The following is a 17,119-nucleotide window of genomic DNA, read 5'->3' as shown; positions in this document are numbered from 1 at the left end:
TCCTATTCTACAGATGTTTTCTTTGAAAATCATGTCATGGCTTGTTTTATGTACTATCGCTTCCCTGTAATTCATATTCTTTAGGAATGATTATTTTTGAAGGGAGGCTATTAAATGCCGATTCACCCACCTCAATTACGTCCAGGAGATACGATAGGGATAGTGACGCTTGGAACTCCGTTAGAAGCTGCTCGTATTGATGAAGGAATCGCCACACTAAAAGGGATGGGGTTTAACGTTGTTGTCGGTGACAGCACCTACGCTTCAAACGGCTTTCTTGCTGGCACACCTGAATCTCGTGCGGCTGATTTGATGAAAATGTTTGCTAACAAAGAAGTGCGTTGTATCTTGCCGACTAGAGGTGGTGTCGGTGTTGCAGCTATATTACCTTTTTTGAACTTCCCTATCATTAAGGCGAATCCTAAAATTATTTCTGGTTATAGCGATATCACAGTGTTATTGAATGTTCTTTATGAATACGCTGATTTGGTGACGTTTCATAGCTTAATGCTTCTCGATTTCAACAATCGAACCCCGGCTTACAATTTCAATCAGTTCTTTAGCGCAACGTCCGCCACAACCGCTCCTTGGGAAATTAAAAATCCACCAGAGGTGCCCCTTGTAAGTAAAGTTCCAGGAACCGCCACTGGTCCTGTAGTTGGTGGTAATTTAACATCATTTATTGATACAATTGGAACTTCGTTTGAAATTAACACGGAAGGTAAAATCCTTCTTTTAGAAGATACGCATGAACCGATTAATACGGTTTACCGTTACATCAATCACTTAAAATTAGCTGGTAAATTTGATGATTGTATCGGAATTCTTATGGGTGAATGTACAAACTGTGAAATTGCTTACGGCAAGACTTACAATGATTTGATAGATGAGGTGCTCGTTCCATTAGGCAAACCGCTAATTAGCAATCTCGCTACTGGCCACGGTCCATTAAAAGCAGCTATTCCGATTGGCACCAGACTGACAATGACTACTGAAACATTAACGCTAACTGTTATGGAACCTGCCGTCTCCATATAATTGAACAAAAGTAAACCCGATTACATCTAGCATGTAATCGGGTTTCATATTTTATTTCTTTGAAGCAGCTTCCCATTCACTTTCAAGCCACTTATCAAAGTCCGCACCTTTTTCGCCTTCGTATGCATCGTAAATATCTAAACGCATTTTTTTAAGCTTCTCTTTAAAATCTTCATAACTATGATCTTTTGGCAAACTTTTTTTGATTCGAATAAAGGTTTTCTTTGTTCCTTTAATCAATTCAAATTTATTGCGAACTGGTGCTTCTACATCTTCACCCATTTTTGTTAACTGGCGATATGCTGCTTCTTGAACTTTGTAAACCGAATCATTTTTCATGCGATTCGTTAAAACATCAATCACTTTTGGGTGCTTTGACTGACCTAATTCTTCTACAGCATCAAAGCGCTCTCTCCAACTAGATGTGCGATTTGCAGCTTTTTTAAGTTCATCATAATTTTCTGGTAGTTCTTGATTTATTTGTTTATTTGCCAAACGACTCAGTCTCCTTTACTTTCATCTCTAATGGAAATGAAAATATTCTTCTCTATATTGTACCATCAAATACCAAAACACATACTTTTTCCATTATTGAAATTTCATTTAGAAACTCGGATTCTAACCAATTTCATATTTTCATCAATTCCCTTTAAGTTTGCATGGAACGGTTCAAGAGTTGCATGGCTTTTTGTTAATAAAGAAAGGATACTCTCATTACTCAAGTATTCTTCATTAAAAACGATATCATTGCCTTCACTTTGTCCTTGAATACGAGCCGCAATATTTACGGTTCGACCAAAATAATCTAGGCGATCATTTGAGTTTACTGCAATGGCCGGTCCACTGTATAAGCCTATTTTCAATACAATCGGGTCTCGACGTCCTTTATTAAAATCAGTAACATGTTGTTGAATTTGAATGGCAGCTTTAAGGGCATCTTCCGGCATATGAAATACTGCCATCACAGCATCCCCGATCGTTTTCACAACGCCTCCTGAATTCTTCGCAATCCACTCTGTTAAAAATTCAAAATGTCTTCGAACTTGACCATATGCATCTGCATCTCCAACAAGCTCATATAAAGAAGTTGAACCCAGCAAATCACTAAACAATATGGTGACATTTTCGATTCCAACTTGTTGACCTCGAGATAATACTTCTGAAGAAAATAGGTCTCTAAATTCCTGCATAGAAGTCACTTGAGCAGCTGTTAATACATCCGAATTCCATTCCTTTTTCTCCAAAACTAAAACAATATCTGCAGAACTAGAATTCACGATTTGCATTGTGTTCATACCTTCACTAAATCTCACTTCTTCTTGAGTGAATCCTTCATCCACATAATCCACAACAATCGGTTCGGATGAAGTCGTATTAAACGCTTCTAATTCCAACACGTGATTGGCTTGTAAAATGCGAACTCGGAAATCATTTGGCTTTTGAGGAATTTTTAATTCGAATCGTTGCCCTCGTTCAATTACTTGTTGGATGTGGACATGTGGCGAAATCATTGGACCACCAACGCAATACACATTGTCATACGCAACTCGAACAGCTGGATGTACAGAAAAATTTAATTCTACATACTTTCCGAAATTCGCATTGTAATTAATTCCACATAAATCGCAATGGAATTGCTGTTCTAAGGATTTCAAAGAACTGTACTCAACTTTTGAGACACGACAATTTGGGCAAATTAAATTCCAACTTAAATTCATGACTCCGACCTTCGTGGCGTACAAAAACAAGCGAATAACCTCTAGTTCATCGACATTCCACTTTTTAGCTAAGTAAATCGGACGCATTTTAGAAACGTCTGAGCTATCACTTGTGCTCAGAAACTGATGGAGCTTTTCAATATATGTAGGATTAACAGGCATACTTGCTAGTTTTTCTTCAAGGATACTGAGCTGATCAAGATTAATTTTCACCTTTGGAGAGATGTCAGAAGGCAAAGGCTTTTCCGCTTGGATTGCTTCTAAATAATCATCAACATATTTCATCGTATTTTTCATGGATTGAACACCTGTAAATTGAACAGCCCCAATCCCAAGTATGTTTCTAGGCGTAAATTCTCCTATTAAACGAACTTTGGTTCCATTTGAACCATCAGGCAAAATGACATCCGTATCTTCAAGCTCCACTCCTCCACGAAAGTGCTTCAGAGGACCTCCTTCGTAAGCTCGTTCCACCATATAGTTTTCGTACTTGTCCCATTGAAAAGGATACTCTTTCCAAATTAACGGAACGATTCCACCAACCTTAGCTAATGCTTCACGGTAAAATGTTTTGCCCGGTAATTGATTGGCAGGCTTAAATTTAACCGAAAACAAACCAATAATTCGATTAAGCCGATCTGTATCGCTCAATAAATTCCAAACCGTTTCTCTTGATAGTGGATAATCTTTTTCCATCACAAATTTTTTTGCCGAGAAATCCATATTTTTTTCACCCATTTCAGAAATGAATCAATCATCTTTTTTAGTAAACAATACCACATTTTTCTATTGTTCGAGGGTTCAAATATGTTCAAATTCAATCAAACTTTAATAGAATCCCCCCATAATCAAGTTCTCCACAAAGCGAAGAGTAACGAAACTAATCGGCACTTATCAATTGCGTTCCAAGTGGAAACTCCTGGGCTTTCGCGCGTTGAATTGGAAATTGAGTGCAAGTCCGCGTTTGAACGTGAAAGATCCCGCTTTGAAAGTGAAAGCTCTCTCATTCTCATGTTAACCAAAAAGAAAAACGAGAATCTACAAAGATTCTCGTTTTTCAGCCTGCTCTTTCACAATCTCTTTTAACTCACTCCAATTCGTAAGTCGAGAAATGGTTAAGTGTTGATTGTATGGTTGATTTTTCACATAAACGGTCAATTCATCCTTAGCTAATGTATTCAACACATCTGGTTTATCGTCAAAGTAGAAATCCAATTGTAAATCTTGAATGATGTGGACTTTATCCTCATCTTTCATTCCGCAAAAGAACTTGTCTTCTTGAACTGGGAAACCTTGTTCGATCATCCACTGTTTTGTCCGCTCGCCATGTTCTTTTGGTCTAGCTGTAATGTAATAAATGTGATGGCCTTCTTTACTTAGTTCATTTAATGCTTCCACTGCATCTGGATAAGCAGGACAACTTGTAAAATAGACTTCTTCTAAGGAATCATTCCACATTTTAGAACCTTGTTCAGAAGTAAGGCCAAATGCTTCGTGAATCTCGACTTTTTTAATTTCATGAAAAATATCTATAGGTACGTTTTGATTCAATTTTTTATTGTAAATGTGAAAAGCATGCTCTCTTAAACTGATGAGTGTGTCATCAATATCAAAACCGAATTTCATAATCATATCCCTCTACTGTTCTTCTAATTGATAAATTGGATAACCAACAAATTTAAAATCTTTCCCTATTTTAACGATATCGACATCTCGAAGCTCAACTGCATCACTCATATGGCTAATTCCTGTACCTTCTAAAAATGTTGGGGCGTTTTTCCCGCCAATTAACTTTGGCGCGATATAGATAACGGCTTTGTCGATTAATTGATGATCTAAAAACGAAGCGTTGATCGTGCCACCCCCTTCTAGCAATAAAGAAGATATCCCTTTTTCACCCAATATGCTTAGTACTTCAGAAGGGTCCACTGTACCGACACCACTCGTGTGGAACACGGAAACATTCGATTTCTCTAACGAAGCTTTCTTATTGGCATCATATGTCTTACTCGTAAATATCCATGTATCAGCTAATCCATCCGTCACAACTTTACAATCCAAGGGGATTTTCAAAGAAGAGTCTAAAACAATTCGCAGAGGATGACGACCATTTGGAATTCGAGTCGTTAACTCAGGGTTATCTGCTATCACTGTATTGACCCCTACTAAAATCGCCATATGTTCATTTCGCAATCGATGGACATCTCTTCTGGCTTCTTCAGATGTAATCCATTTGCTATTAAATGTATGTGAAGCAATTTTCCCATCTAGTGTAATGCCAGCTTTTAATGTAACGAAAGGTAATTTCTCGACAATAAATTTATTGAACACTTCGTTCATTTTTATTGAAGCTTCTTCTTGAACACCAATAATTACTTCTAGACCCGCTTCTTCAAGAATTTTAACGCCATTGCCTGCCACTATCGGGTTTGGATCCAATGTGGCAATTACGACTTTTTTTATACCAGCTTGAACAATTGCTTCTGCACATGGACCTGTTCGTCCATGATGTGAGCAAGGTTCCAACGTGACATAAATAGTTCCTCCTCTAGCAGCATCTCCTGCCATGCGAAGCGCATGAATTTCAGCATGAGGTTCACCCGTTTTCATATGAGCACCAACCCCAACGATGCGATTTTCGTTTATAATCACTGACCCTACTAAAGGATTGGGATCCGTTTGTCCCTTCATTGCTATGGCGTTTTGTAATGCTATGTCCATATAAAATTCATGGTTAGTCATTTGGGCAAGTCACTTCTTCCTCTAAATGTCCTGAACGTTTGATTTTTGTTTGTAAATATTCTTCATTAAATTCCGAGACATCTCCCCATAACGGAGTTCTTCCTGAAACCATCATTCCCGCTTCTTTTAATGCTACTAATTTTTTTGGATTATTCGTCATTAATTTCACAGGTTTTGATCGAAGGACACGCAAGACTTGAATCGCATCACTATAATTTCGTGAATCATCAACAAATCCTAATTCTTCATTCGCTTCAACTGTATCATATCCATTTTCCTGCAAAATGTAAGCCATTGCTTTGCTAAATAAGCCAATGCCTCTTCCTTCATGGTTAGCTAAATAGAAGAGCGCACCGCTTCCGTGATCCGCAATCATTTGCAAAGATTGCTTTAATTGATAGCCACAATCACATCTTTTACTGCCAAAGATATCACCCGTGTGACAAATTGAATGCATGCGGATGAGCGCTTCTTCAGAATGCTCAAAATCTCCATAGACCAATACACTCGATTGCTGATATTCCGCAAGGTTTGCAGAAGATAGATTTTCAATGATTTGTTTTAAATCATGTCCTTCATCTTTACTGTTTAACCAGCAGTACCATTGAAAGATGATCGTCTCACCAAATAAGTTAATTGGTAAACGGATTGGTCCTACTAAATAAATGCTGCCTTCTTCCGTTGGAATGAGTTTAATTTTATCTTTTAACACCAATAACGCTTCTTTTGGAACAAATTTTATATCCGTCATTTTAATTCCCCTTTGAACTCTTTAAGTTACTTTATGTAAGTTATTATATTTTTGTAACTTAAAAATGTCAACAAAGGATATTTTTCAAACTCTCTTTAGTAGGAGTCCAGTCTATAATAAAATTACCTATAAAAACAAAAAAGAGCCGACTTTGATAACAAAGTCGACTCTTTTTATTTTTTAAACTCTACCAGCACGTTCTTCCGTTTCAGCGACGACTACAGCACAAGCTGCATCACCTGTGATATTAACAGCTGTTCTAGCCATATCGAGTAATCGGTCAATACCGATAATCAAAGCAATACCTTCAACAGGTAGATTAACTGCACTTAATACCATTGCGAGCATGATAAGTCCTACACCCGGGACACCTGCTGTTCCGATACTTGCTAGAACCGCTGTCATTACGACAATTAATAGTGCTGTCCAAGTAAGATTCACATCATAAACTTGAGCTATAAATACTGTAGCTACACCTTGCATAATAGCTGTTCCATCCATGTTGATTGTTGCGCCTAATGGTTGAACAAAACTTGAAATTGCTTTTGGAACCCCAAGATTCTTTTGTGCCACACTCATAGAAACTGGAAGCGTTGCATTACTACTTGATGTACTGAAAGCAACTCCCATAGCTGGTGCAAAACCTTTGAAAAATTTAATGGGATTTTGCTTAGCCAATAAAAGAATCGATGAACCGTATGTGAAGAGTCCATGAATAACTAGGGCCAGGACAACGACAATCATATAAAGTCCCATCGCTTTAATCGCATCTAAACCTTGCGTACCAATGGCAGAAGCAAGCAAAGCAAATGTTCCATATGGAGCAAATTTCATAACTAGATTTACAAGATACATCATGATTTCATTACCTTGCTCTAATAGTTCATGAACTTTATCAACTTTCGTACCTAACATAGCCAGTGCAAATCCAACAAAAATGGCGAATACAATAATTTGGAGCATATTTGCTTCTGCAAATGATTGAATTGGATTGGTTGGCACAATATTTAATAACGTTTCAGATATAGGTGGAGCTTCTTCCGAGCTATACTCTAATCCCTTTGTCTCAAATGTCCCTGCATTTCCAGGTTCAAGTAAGTAAGCTAAACCGATTCCTATGACGATTGCAACCGAAGTAGTCACTAGGAAATAACTAATTGTTTTTAACCCGATTCGCCCTAACTTCTTTGGATCCCCAAGTCCTGCTGTTCCTAGTGCAATCGAGATGAATACGATCGGCACCACAAGCATAGTGATTAAACTGATAAAAATTTTACCGACTGGTGAAAAAAGATATTTATCTAACGGTGGAAATAAATCAGGAGCAAACATGTTTAATAAAATACCTGTAATCGCACCTAACACTAACGCAATAATAATTTTGACAGATAAGTTCATAAATCATTCCCTCTTTCATATGAAAAACATAGATGCAATTCTTTTTTTCTATTAACTAGATTTTTAACTAGTATTCACTTTTTTTGAATTTGATAAACCACATTTAATCAAAAAAAAAAATGCAACTTTACCCAATAAAGAGTTAAGTTGCTTTTGACCAAATTAGAACCTAATTATTTTTCATAAATGATGAGTTTTATCAATTAATTCTTCCTCATCGGGATTTCTGATTTTCTGGACTAACATTTGTTTCACTTCATTATAGGTTAGACCAGATGTTGCATTTAGTTGTTTTACTTCATTAACATTCGTTCTATTTTCAAATGGTTTCGCGTTCAGATTTTGATGCATGAATTGAACACCTCCCTTACACTATTTATTCTTCCAAAAAATCCTCATTTGATTCTTCATGAATTTTTTCAATGTGAACATAAACAAGGTGTTGAGCATGGCTTATCAATTTCTGAGACAATGAACTATCCTGTGGAAGTCGCTGAAGAATCAATAACACTTGCAGGACAATTAAGACAAGTTACTGGAAGTTTAAGCGATTTAACGTAAGAAATTGAATCCTTTAGAGGATAATATGAAAACAGTCGAGAAGCTTTGTGCTTTCTCGACTGTTTTTTAACTTACTTATACTTTTCCATTTTTTCGAGCTTCTGTTTCATCTTTAATTTCTTCACGGAAACCTTCAATACTTGCTTCACGACGAGCATTTTTTTCACGGATGGCTTCTAGTTCTTTCCCTTCAGAAAAAGCCATCGTTTCTTCAGCAGCTTCCATATTGCCAATTGTATTTTTCACCATATCTTGAAGCTTTTCAACATTATCAGAACGGTCATCTGGTTTAGGTGTGTTTTTAGGCATATTTAGTCTCCTCCTTTCTGCAAAAAGATACGAAGGTAGGATTTCCAAAATGCCAAAACCTATTCGGAATAAAAATTCTCTATTCAGATTGACTTGATTGTATGAAGCGATTTCACAAATTTTTATTCAGTAATTCAATTCCTTTTTCATAAAAAAGGTCCATATCTTCACGGGGTACTAACGATCCACCAGTTGCCCAAACGATATGTGTAGCCTTCTTCTCTTTCAGTTGGTGTTCATTCAAATAATCTGTTGAAATCATATTCAATGGACCTAATAAACCCGATGCAGCAGACGGTTCCACTTGAATACCTTCACTGTCTGCAAGTAGAGCTAACAGCTTAAACAACTCATCGTCTTCGAGTGTATACATCCCACTTATGGTCTTTTCACTAATGGATGAAGCAAAGCTGGAAGGCCGACCTACAGCTAATCCGTCGCCTTCTGTTATATTATCTATGCAAAAATCCTGTACACAAACCTTTTCCTTCTCTCCTGTTAATAAACCGATTAAAACTGCTGGTGAATGTGTTGGCTCGACAAAGAAACAATGAACATGGTCTCCGAAAACCTGTCTTAAACCAAAAGCGGTACCACCTGGAGATCCTCCAACACCACACGGTAAATATACAAAGAGAGGATGATCACGGTCTACTTTAACTTTTTCAAGTGCGAGCTGTTCCTCTAACCGATGAGCTGCTACGCTATACCCTAAAAAGAGATGTCTAGAATTTTCATCATCCACAAAATAACCTTTTGGATTTAATTTTGTTTGTTCTCGACCAGCAAAAATCGCTTCTCCAAAATCTCCTGCAAATTCAATGACAGTGGCCCCTTTTGCACGCAATAAATCCTTCTTCCATTGCTTCGCATCTGAAGACATGTATACAGAAACATTGAATCCTAACTTAGCAGCGATAATCCCAATACTTAATCCTAAATTACCTGTAGAACCCACACCTATTGTAAACTGTTTAAAAAATGATGTGAATTTCTCATGACAAAAGACCGAATAATCTTCATCCTGTTGTATTAAACCCGCTTCAAGAGCAAGTTGCTCGGCATAATAAAGAACTTCATACACGCCGCCCCGTGCTTTAATAGATCCGGCAATAGGCAATTCATTATCACACTTCAAAAATAATTCCCCTTCTATTTGAGCAACATAACGACTATTCAGTTCATTTTTCATTGTAGCAATTAACCGCAATGGGGATTCTACGATGCCATTTGTTTCTCTCGTTTCAGGAAAAGCTAATGCAAGAAAAGGAGCGAATCGATCCCATAAAGCAGCGGCTTCATCCATATCATCACGGGTAACTGGAAGAGAATCCATCTCACTTTTTGAAAGATGGTTCGGATTTAACCAGACAACAGGCTCTAAAGAGACGATTCTTTTTAGTAAAGGAAATTGATGAAACCAAGTATTGAGTGCGGTTTTGTCAAAAGCCATAAAATCCTTCCTTTCAACTGAAGATTTAGATGCTTTACATTTTTTCTTCTAACATTTTTTTATGTTTTGCAGAATGGTGAAGCAAGTGAAAGTTATCTTTTTGTATAAGATTTAGTATACAATTTGCCTCATCCCATGCCTGTTTGTAAAGAACTTCATTTATTATCCCTTGAGACAAAGCCTCATCTAGTTCATCATGATCTTTTTGAATTATTTTTCCAGATGGGAAAACGATTAAGTCCAAATATAAATCATCTAACCATGGGACTTGATCAAAGCCAATTTGATAACAAATATCGATGTACCACTGGACAATCTCACCCTTATCATCAAACATGGTTGTTACGGAATATTTTTCGTTTGCCGGAAAATGTTGAAGCCAGAAATAACCATCATCAGCTAAGCAAATATGAAGATCATCATATCTAACAGTCAGAGGTGCAGCCACTTTTTTTAAGTGTAGTAAAGTGACATGCCCTTTAAATTCTGGAGCTTCCATATAGGTTTGCACATAAGTTCTATCAAGTATTCTTTTCCACTCGGAACGATCGCCAAATTTGCGTTTCAATCGAAAAAGCACCACCAATCTATATCCTAATTGTACCAATAACCATGAAATCTTATAACTAATAGATGTTGTGAATCATCATAACAAACTTCTTTTGAATGAAAATAATACATGAAATGTATACAATAAACGAGAGAGGAGAATGATTATGCAACGAGTAGAACTTACAGAGGACTTATCTTTTTCTAGAATTGTTTATGGATTATGGCGTCTTTCCGATTGGGACATGTCAACGAAAGATTTAGTTGTACATATTGAAAATTGTTTAAAATTAGGCATTACCACTTTCGATCATGCCGATATTTATGGGAACTATACATGCGAAAAAATATTTGGTGATGCATTAGCCCTTAAACCCGAACTGAGAAACGAGATGGAAATCGTGACGAAATGTGGCATAAAGCTTGTTTCAGAAAACCGACCATATCATTCGATTAAGTCTTATGATACGAGTAAGGAACATATCATCGCATCAGTTGAACAATCTTTAAAAAATCTTCAAACGAATTATATAGATGTTTTATTAATTCATCGTCCGGATCCTTTCATGAATCCTGCTGAAGTGGCAGAAGCTTTTATTCAACTAAAGACCGAAGGAAAAGTGCGACATTTTGGTGTTTCGAATTTTAAACGTTCTCACTTCAAAATGCTCCAATCCTATTTAGATTTCCCGTTATTAACAAACCAAATCGAATTGTCAGCAGTTCATCTTGAAAATTTTGAAGATGGAACGTTAGATTTATGCCAAGAAGAAAGAATTCCACCTATGGCATGGTCACCTCTTGCTGGAGGATCTATTTTTTCGAGCAAAGATGAAAGCTCGCTGGCTTTACGCAACACATTAACTAAAATTGCGGGTGATATTGGCGTTCAGGATATAGACGAAATTTTGTATGCTTGGTTATTAAATCATCCAGCTCACATTATGCCAGTTGTAGGTTCAGGCAAATTGAGCAGGATTGAATCAGCAGTTCGCGCACTTGATATCTCACTAACCCGCGAACAATGGTTCGACATCTTCCAAGTGTCAAAAGGACATGAAATAGCTTAATACATTTTTATTAAATGGACTTGAGAAAAACACCTTCTCGAGTCTTTTTCTTTGCCGTTATTTTTATTCATAAAATTCATCTGCATATTGGGGAGAAACTGACACAACATAAGTCAGTACGAATTTTTGTACATTCAAGATGCAATTCAAAAGGAGGAAAATAGTTGGGCATTTTATCTGGAAATTCGAAAGACGAACCCTTACATGACGGTGAAGTTTTTGGTGCTTGGTCTTATATGATATCGAATAACGGTTTGTTGTCTATTTATCAAGCATTCATCAATCATGCTGGTGACAAAGAACTTAAATCGATGCTAGAAGAAGCTGTAAGAACCATGAAAGATGAAAACCAATCGATTGGTGAACTTTTAAAAGAAAATGGAATTGCTTTGCCTCCAGCCTTACCAGATCGACCGGTTGCTTCTGCCGAGGAAATTCCTGTTGGCGCACGATTTATGGACCCCGAAATCAGTGCCGTTATATCAGTGAATGCCGCTCAAGGTCTAGTCGCATGTAGCTTAGTGATGGGACAAGCAATACGTGAAGATATTGCCCTTATGTTTGGACAATTCCATGCAAGTAAAGCTTTATTTGGAGCAAAATTACTACGTTTAAATAAAGAAAAAGCTTGGCTCGTACCCCCACCACTTCATTACGCACCGACAGTCGCCAAGTAATATTATTCATTTACCCATGGCGATGCGCATTGGCTCGTCATGGGTTTATTTCACGAAAGGATGGTCATTCAATGGACAAAAAAGTATTTACAGAAGAAGATCGCAAATTGGCTTTAGGACCTTACATGGATAATCCGGAACAAGTGATGACTGATAAGATAAGTCTCTTCGATATGCATGAGGACATGAAAACAGTCGATTCCATTTCGATTAATGAATTAAATAAACAAGTGATTAACGATCCATATCGAAAAGTTACGAAAGATCCAGCTATAAATGAAGAAATACATCCTAACTGAAAAAGAGGGAAATTAATGAAAGCAGTCACTTTCCAAGGAACGAAGGATATTAAGGTTAAAGAAGTACCAGATGCCAAATTAGAAAAACATGATGATATTATCGTTCGTATCACTTCAACTGCCATTTGTGGATCGGATCTCCACATTTATCGAGGAGCCCTTCCGACAAGAAAAGATTATGTTATTGGTCATGAACCTATGGGCATTGTTGAAGAAGTAGGTCCAACAGTAACCAAAGTGAAAAAAGGAGATCGTGTGGTTTTACCGTTTAACGTTTCTTGCGGAACTTGTTTTTATTGTAAGCATGATTTAGAAAGTCAGTGTGATAATTCAAACGATAATCCAGAAGTTGATACAGGTGGATATTTTGGTTTTACAGAAAGATATGGCAACTATACGGGCGGGCAAGCAGAATATTTGCGAGTGCCCTATGGAAATTTTATGCCTTTCGTTGTTCCACCTTCTTGCGAGCTCGAAGATGAATCGCTTCTTTTTTTATCTGACGTCCTTCCCACTGCTTATTGGAGTGTTGAAAATGCAGGGGTAAAACCAGGGGATACCGTTGCCGTTTTAGGATCTGGTCCAGTCGGCTTAATGGCGCAAAAATTCGCATGGATGAAAGGCGCAAAACGAGTAATCGCTGTTGATCACTTACCTTACAGATTGAAACATGCGATAAAAATGAACAATGTGGAAGCGTTTAATTTTGATGAATTTGATGATATGGGTGCACATATTAAGGAAATAACGAATGGCGGCGTTGACATTGTGATCGATTGTGTGGGAATGGATGGGAAACTTTCGATCGTAGAAAAAGTCGAACAAAAATTAAAGCTTCAAGGTGGAACTTTGAGTGCTATTGATATTGGCTTAAATGCAGTTCGGAAATTTGGAACCATTCAACTAACAGGAGTTTACGGTTCTCTATATAATATGTTCCCTTTAGGAAATATCTTTGAACGCAATGTGACACTAAAAATGGGACAAGCCCCTGTCATACACTACATGCCTTTATTATTCGATAAGATTACTAAAGGCGAATTCGACCCAAGAGAAATCATTACACATAAAGTACCTTTAGCAGAAGCGAGCAAAGCTTACAAAACATTTCATGACCATGAAGACGAAAGCATCAAGTTCATATTAAAGCCATAGAAAAAATGCTCTTTAGATTCTCACTAAAGAGCATTTTAGCCGTAAATCAATGGAAATGTAGGTGGTCAGCTATTTCTCTCACTTTCCGCAAACGAAACGCCAGCCTCCTCGGCTATAAAAACCTATGCTCCTGCGGTTACTCGTCGCAAAAGAATTGCGCACAATTCGTTGCCTGTGGGGTCTAGCTTGTTTCGTTTTTCCGCAGGAGTCTTCAGAAATAGCCGACCACTTCCCAATAAAATAGTTTGGATAGTTATTATGCCCGCGAAAGCGTCCTCCGCGTTCTTACTGTTTTTGTTTGTTGGTAGCTTCTATTTTATTTCCGTTCGAATGACGATCTGCTTTTTTGAATTCTTCTTGGTACAAAACCTCTTGTGTCTTTGTTAGACCATTACTTTGAGTAGTCATTTTTTGATGTGGCTCTCTGTTCTTAGACATTTTTAAATCTCTCCTTCATCACTCAATGCGAGTTTGTTCTCAACAACATTAGATTGCCCGATTGTTTTTACTTCATACAAAGGAATGAGTGCCTGTGGATACTCGTGGTTTAGTTGATTTATACCACTGTGTACAGAAGATGAGAATTATAAGGATTTCACTTGCATCTCCTCCGTAATACATCAACATCGAACCCTTTTCCGCATCTATTCTCGAAACGCCTTCTGGAGGATGCGCGTATAAATACTTAGACAAAATCCCATGAGCAGCAAGGGCTAATAAGAGAACAATCGATCGGAATCGAAAGCTCCATTGATGAGGAAGATAGTCAAAAGAAATAATGGAAATCGTAAATAGATAACTCGCGATGAACACATGAACATGCACGAACATATGCAACAAAACGTTTTGTTGCATGAGTGCATATAAACTTGACGTGTATAAAATCCATAGTCCTCCAACGCTTAGCAAAGCTGCAACTAATGGATGTGTTAACAATAGCATCGGCCAACTCTTCATCCATTCAATTACACGTCTTGCAGTTTTAACGTCAAGCACGCGTAAAAATAAAGTTACTGGTGATGCAAAAGCGATGAATATTGGAGCGAGCATACCAAGAAGTAAATGGTTCGTCATATGCGGGTAGAAGTCTGAGTGAGCCTTCATCGCGAGTGGTCCGATGAAAGCACTAAAGATAAACACCACTCCAATGCAAAACGAAAGAGTTTTCCATATAGACCATGACTTTCTAAAGCGACTATTTGAGATCACCATCGCAATTAAATATAAACCGATGGCTATCATACATACGGCGATCAGTTGTAACCAAAGAATCGGTTCAGGTAGATGGTTATTTGTATGCATGACGTTCCTCCGATCTTATGTTTGTATTCTTCAAAAGGAAATAGGCTGCGATAATCATTCCTAAAGCCGTGATATTCCACACAACATCATACGGCGTAATATCGACATTGTAGCGAATCTGATGAATCTGCATTAGCTTATGCTGAATCGTTCCATCATAAAGCTGAAATGTCCCACCACCTAATAATGCACCACCAATCCAGCGTTTCATCACAAAAGCATGCCTTCTATGAAGGTCCGCTAGCATAAAGCTAGACCCAATAATGGCAAACCAACTAAACGCGTGAAATAACCCATCCGAAACGAGTCCTATGTCCGTTGTAGATTTATCATAAAAATGATGCCAGTGTAGCAATTGATGAAAAACTGTCTCATCAATAAATGCGACAACCCCGAGTCCAAATAGAAAGCCTCCCCACAGATTTCTCGATGAATAGTTCAATTGATTCGTCAAACTCGCTTTCACCTGTTTACTAGTTTTCTCCATATAATCCCCCTACTTTGTTGATAGATTTTCAACTTTGAAAAGTCATGTCTGTTTTGCAGCAACTATAGATGCTTAGTTTAGTAACATTTAAAGCATTCCTAACTTTCACTAGACTTGTACCATTTCGAAGAGTCAGTTTAACAACCACTCATTTTCTAACTAAGATTAGTATGAATCAAAAATGTTAATTCAAAACATATAGTAGTAATTTGAAACTTTACTTAACAAAATACGTAAATCAACTAACGAAGTTAGACATAAGGAGACAAATCTAATGGAGAAAAAAAAGAAGGAAAAAGATCATTCATTAAGAGATTATATTTGGGGTGAGATAGTTGGGCACTTCTTATGGTCACTGTTTTCAGCACCATTTCGTCTTATAATCAATTTGTTTAAGCACTACTAATCACTATATTTTGGAGGAAATCAAATGAGCATCAGACAGCATGTACTTCATCCTGAATTCGGTGGATTTTGGAGCAGATTCTTCGCATCATTTTTAGATTTCATCATATTATCTATTCTTCTATTAGGATTAGGAAAATTAATAGGGTTAACAACGGCTGAATCAATGGAAGTTGTCTCAGGACTGAATGTGGGGATGGATTTAGCACACGAACAAAGTCTTTTTTACATATTAACGATTGCATATTACATCATTTTACCCGCCACTCCTTTACGAGCAACACTTGGAAAATTGGTTATGGGGCTTCAAATTGTGAATGTACAAGGAAACCGAATTTCCTTACTCCGTTCCACTGGTCGTTACCTAGCTTCATTTGTTAGCTCTGTTATTCTTTTTGCTGGGTTTTTGTTAATTATTTTTCACCCTGAAAAACGAGGATTACATGATTTAATGGCCAACACATATGTGATGAAGAGAGATCATTTTATAAAGAAATAACAAAACGGCAAAAGCGTTTATGCTTTTGCCGTTTATCTATTTACTTTTTTCGTATATTCAATTAGCCAGCAATCTCGAAGCTCGCCTTCATGAAGTTCTTTTTGCGGTAAAACCTTCACTTTTAAAAATCCACACTTTTCGTAGCAAGCAATTGCGCGTTCGTTAACCACTTGAGGATCCATAACGATTTTGTCTGCTTGTTTTTGTTCCACTAAATATTGAACAGTAGCGGACACCACTTTCGTTCCTACACCTCGATTCCAACAATCCACTTCTCCAATGAATTGATCCATACCAAAAACTCGTTCATTCGAAGCTTTAAGTCCGTATTCAGAAAAAGCTTCCTGATCTAGTTTATAAAATTGAAGATAACCGATTTCTTTTCCTTTATATTCAATAATACATCTTGTTTCACTGTCATTTTGGTTGAAGAATTTTTGACGCACTTTAGCCAAGTCGAATGGATTGTCCCTTCCTTCATAAAACTCTAACACAGTTGGATTTGAAAGCCATATGGCTAATAAAGCGGCATCTCCTTTCATTAATTCTCTTAAAACCAAATCCTCTTGTTGAAATATCATAAAAAATCCTCCAATACTTTTGTCTAAAAACCATCAATTTTTATTCCTATATTCGACAATACACAACATTCACCATAACGTAGATTAAAAAGAACAGTCATTTTTCCGATGAATAAAAATGAGTA

General features: G+C 37.2%; 21 protein-coding genes. 7 read left to right on the top strand and 14 right to left on the bottom strand.

The genetic code is table 11. The features are described 5' to 3' along the window. Nucleotides 1–114: 114 nt before the first annotated feature. Complete coding sequence (locus tag ACHUE4_RS08485; protein WP_394188954.1) at nt 115–1,038, top strand: S66 peptidase family protein; 924 nt, start codon at nt 115–117, stop codon at nt 1,036–1,038. 51 nt (nt 1,039–1,089) lie between these two features. Here the strand turns inward: ACHUE4_RS08485 and ACHUE4_RS08480 are convergent, their stop codons facing one another. The 7 genes from ACHUE4_RS08480 to ACHUE4_RS08450 all read right to left on the bottom strand — a co-directional run bounded on the left by ACHUE4_RS08480 (nt 1,090) and on the right by ACHUE4_RS08450 (nt 7,998). Next, nucleotides 1,090–1,533 (bottom strand): HEAT repeat domain-containing protein, encoded by a 444-nt coding sequence (locus ACHUE4_RS08480; RefSeq protein WP_394188952.1) that lies wholly within the window; start codon nt 1,531–1,533, stop codon nt 1,090–1,092. Nucleotides 1,534–1,637: 104 nt separating this feature from the next. Next, entirely contained in the window at nt 1,638–3,479 is a 1,842-nt protein-coding gene (locus ACHUE4_RS08475; RefSeq protein ID WP_394188950.1) for a DUF5939 domain-containing protein, read from the bottom strand. A 315-nt stretch (nt 3,480–3,794) separates the two neighbouring features. Beyond that, on the bottom strand, nt 3,795–4,382 hold the full coding sequence (locus ACHUE4_RS08470; protein WP_394188948.1) for a 5' nucleotidase, NT5C type: 588 nt from the start codon (nt 4,380–4,382) through the stop codon (nt 3,795–3,797). 12 nt (nt 4,383–4,394) lie between these two features. Continuing rightward, on the bottom strand, nt 4,395–5,498 hold the full coding sequence (ribD, locus tag ACHUE4_RS08465) for a bifunctional diaminohydroxyphosphoribosylaminopyrimidine deaminase/5-amino-6-(5-phosphoribosylamino)uracil reductase RibD (RefSeq protein ID WP_394188946.1): 1,104 nt from the start codon (nt 5,496–5,498) through the stop codon (nt 4,395–4,397). Continuing rightward, complete coding sequence (locus tag ACHUE4_RS08460) at nt 5,491–6,249, bottom strand: GTP cyclohydrolase II (protein ID WP_394188944.1); 759 nt, start codon at nt 6,247–6,249, stop codon at nt 5,491–5,493. Before ACHUE4_RS08460 ends, ribD begins: the two co-directional genes overlap by 8 nt. A gap of 180 nt (nt 6,250–6,429) precedes the next feature. Then, the gene (locus ACHUE4_RS08455) at nt 6,430–7,647 is read right to left on the bottom strand and encodes a dicarboxylate/amino acid:cation symporter (protein ID WP_394188942.1); all 1,218 of its coding nucleotides are present in this window, start codon (nt 7,645–7,647) and stop codon (nt 6,430–6,432) included. Nucleotides 7,648–7,827: 180 nt separating this feature from the next. Beyond that, nucleotides 7,828–7,998, bottom strand: a complete 171-nt coding sequence (locus tag ACHUE4_RS08450; RefSeq protein WP_394188940.1) for a hypothetical protein — start codon at nt 7,996–7,998, stop codon at nt 7,828–7,830. Nucleotides 7,999–8,001: 3 nt separating this feature from the next. On the opposite strand from ACHUE4_RS08450, the gene ACHUE4_RS08445 reads away from it, so the two are divergent. Then, on the top strand, nt 8,002–8,208 hold the full coding sequence (locus ACHUE4_RS08445) for a hypothetical protein (RefSeq protein WP_394188938.1): 207 nt from the start codon (nt 8,002–8,004) through the stop codon (nt 8,206–8,208). Between the two features lie 75 nt (nt 8,209–8,283). On the opposite strand, the gene tlp is transcribed toward ACHUE4_RS08445, so the two are convergent. The 3 genes from tlp to ACHUE4_RS08430 all read right to left on the bottom strand — a co-directional run bounded on the left by tlp (nt 8,284) and on the right by ACHUE4_RS08430 (nt 10,538). Beyond that, nucleotides 8,284–8,517, bottom strand: a complete 234-nt coding sequence (tlp, locus tag ACHUE4_RS08440; protein WP_394188936.1) for a small acid-soluble spore protein Tlp — start codon at nt 8,515–8,517, stop codon at nt 8,284–8,286. A 112-nt stretch (nt 8,518–8,629) separates the two neighbouring features. Beyond that, nucleotides 8,630–9,970 (bottom strand): D-serine ammonia-lyase, encoded by a 1,341-nt coding sequence (locus ACHUE4_RS08435; RefSeq protein WP_394188934.1) that lies wholly within the window; start codon nt 9,968–9,970, stop codon nt 8,630–8,632. A gap of 34 nt (nt 9,971–10,004) precedes the next feature. Further along, entirely contained in the window at nt 10,005–10,538 is a 534-nt protein-coding gene (locus ACHUE4_RS08430) for a ribonuclease FAU-1 family protein (protein WP_394188932.1), read from the bottom strand. Nucleotides 10,539–10,686: 148 nt separating this feature from the next. On the opposite strand from ACHUE4_RS08430, the gene ACHUE4_RS08425 reads away from it, so the two are divergent. The 4 genes from ACHUE4_RS08425 (at nt 10,687) to ACHUE4_RS08410 (ending at nt 13,720) form a co-directional block, all read left to right on the top strand. Beyond that, nucleotides 10,687–11,589 (top strand): aldo/keto reductase, encoded by a 903-nt coding sequence (locus ACHUE4_RS08425; protein WP_394188930.1) that lies wholly within the window; start codon nt 10,687–10,689, stop codon nt 11,587–11,589. Nucleotides 11,590–11,753: 164 nt separating this feature from the next. After that, nucleotides 11,754–12,266 carry a DUF3231 family protein gene (locus tag ACHUE4_RS08420; RefSeq protein ID WP_394188929.1) on the top strand — a complete coding sequence of 171 codons (513 nt, stop codon included), beginning with the start codon at nt 11,754–11,756 and terminating at the stop codon, nt 12,264–12,266. A 71-nt stretch (nt 12,267–12,337) separates the two neighbouring features. Then, nucleotides 12,338–12,565, top strand: a complete 228-nt coding sequence (locus ACHUE4_RS08415) for a hypothetical protein (RefSeq protein WP_394188928.1) — start codon at nt 12,338–12,340, stop codon at nt 12,563–12,565. 15 nt (nt 12,566–12,580) lie between these two features. Next, complete coding sequence (locus ACHUE4_RS08410) at nt 12,581–13,720, top strand: zinc-dependent alcohol dehydrogenase (protein ID WP_394188927.1); 1,140 nt, start codon at nt 12,581–12,583, stop codon at nt 13,718–13,720. A 285-nt stretch (nt 13,721–14,005) separates the two neighbouring features. Here the strand turns inward: ACHUE4_RS08410 and ACHUE4_RS08405 are convergent, their stop codons facing one another. The 3 genes from ACHUE4_RS08405 to ACHUE4_RS08395 form a co-directional block, all read right to left on the bottom strand. Further along, nucleotides 14,006–14,158: a YfhE family protein gene (locus tag ACHUE4_RS08405; RefSeq protein WP_394188926.1), complete on the bottom strand. Its 153-nt coding sequence runs from the start codon at nt 14,156–14,158 to the stop codon at nt 14,006–14,008. A 72-nt stretch (nt 14,159–14,230) separates the two neighbouring features. Then, nucleotides 14,231–15,022: a cytochrome c oxidase assembly protein gene (locus ACHUE4_RS08400; RefSeq protein WP_394188925.1), complete on the bottom strand. Its 792-nt coding sequence runs from the start codon at nt 15,020–15,022 to the stop codon at nt 14,231–14,233. Then, nucleotides 15,009–15,509, bottom strand: a complete 501-nt coding sequence (locus ACHUE4_RS08395; protein WP_394188924.1) for a DUF2243 domain-containing protein — start codon at nt 15,507–15,509, stop codon at nt 15,009–15,011. Before ACHUE4_RS08395 ends, ACHUE4_RS08400 begins: the two co-directional genes overlap by 14 nt. A gap of 430 nt (nt 15,510–15,939) precedes the next feature. Between ACHUE4_RS08395 and ACHUE4_RS08390 the strand changes: the two genes are divergently transcribed. After that, nucleotides 15,940–16,413 carry an RDD family protein gene (locus ACHUE4_RS08390; RefSeq protein ID WP_394188923.1) on the top strand — a complete coding sequence of 158 codons (474 nt, stop codon included), beginning with the start codon at nt 15,940–15,942 and terminating at the stop codon, nt 16,411–16,413. A 32-nt stretch (nt 16,414–16,445) separates the two neighbouring features. Here ACHUE4_RS08390 and ACHUE4_RS08385 read toward each other — a convergent pair whose 3' ends face one another. After that, nucleotides 16,446–16,994, bottom strand: a complete 549-nt coding sequence (locus ACHUE4_RS08385) for a GNAT family N-acetyltransferase (protein WP_394188922.1) — start codon at nt 16,992–16,994, stop codon at nt 16,446–16,448. Nucleotides 16,995–17,119: the final 125 nt, after the last annotated feature.

Source organism: Paenisporosarcina quisquiliarum, assembly GCF_043641925.1.
Lineage (GTDB): Bacteria > Bacillota > Bacilli > Bacillales_A > Planococcaceae > Paenisporosarcina > Paenisporosarcina quisquiliarum_A.
The sequence above is the reverse complement of the archived record's forward strand: the minus strand, read 5'-3'. Positions and strand labels throughout refer to the sequence as shown.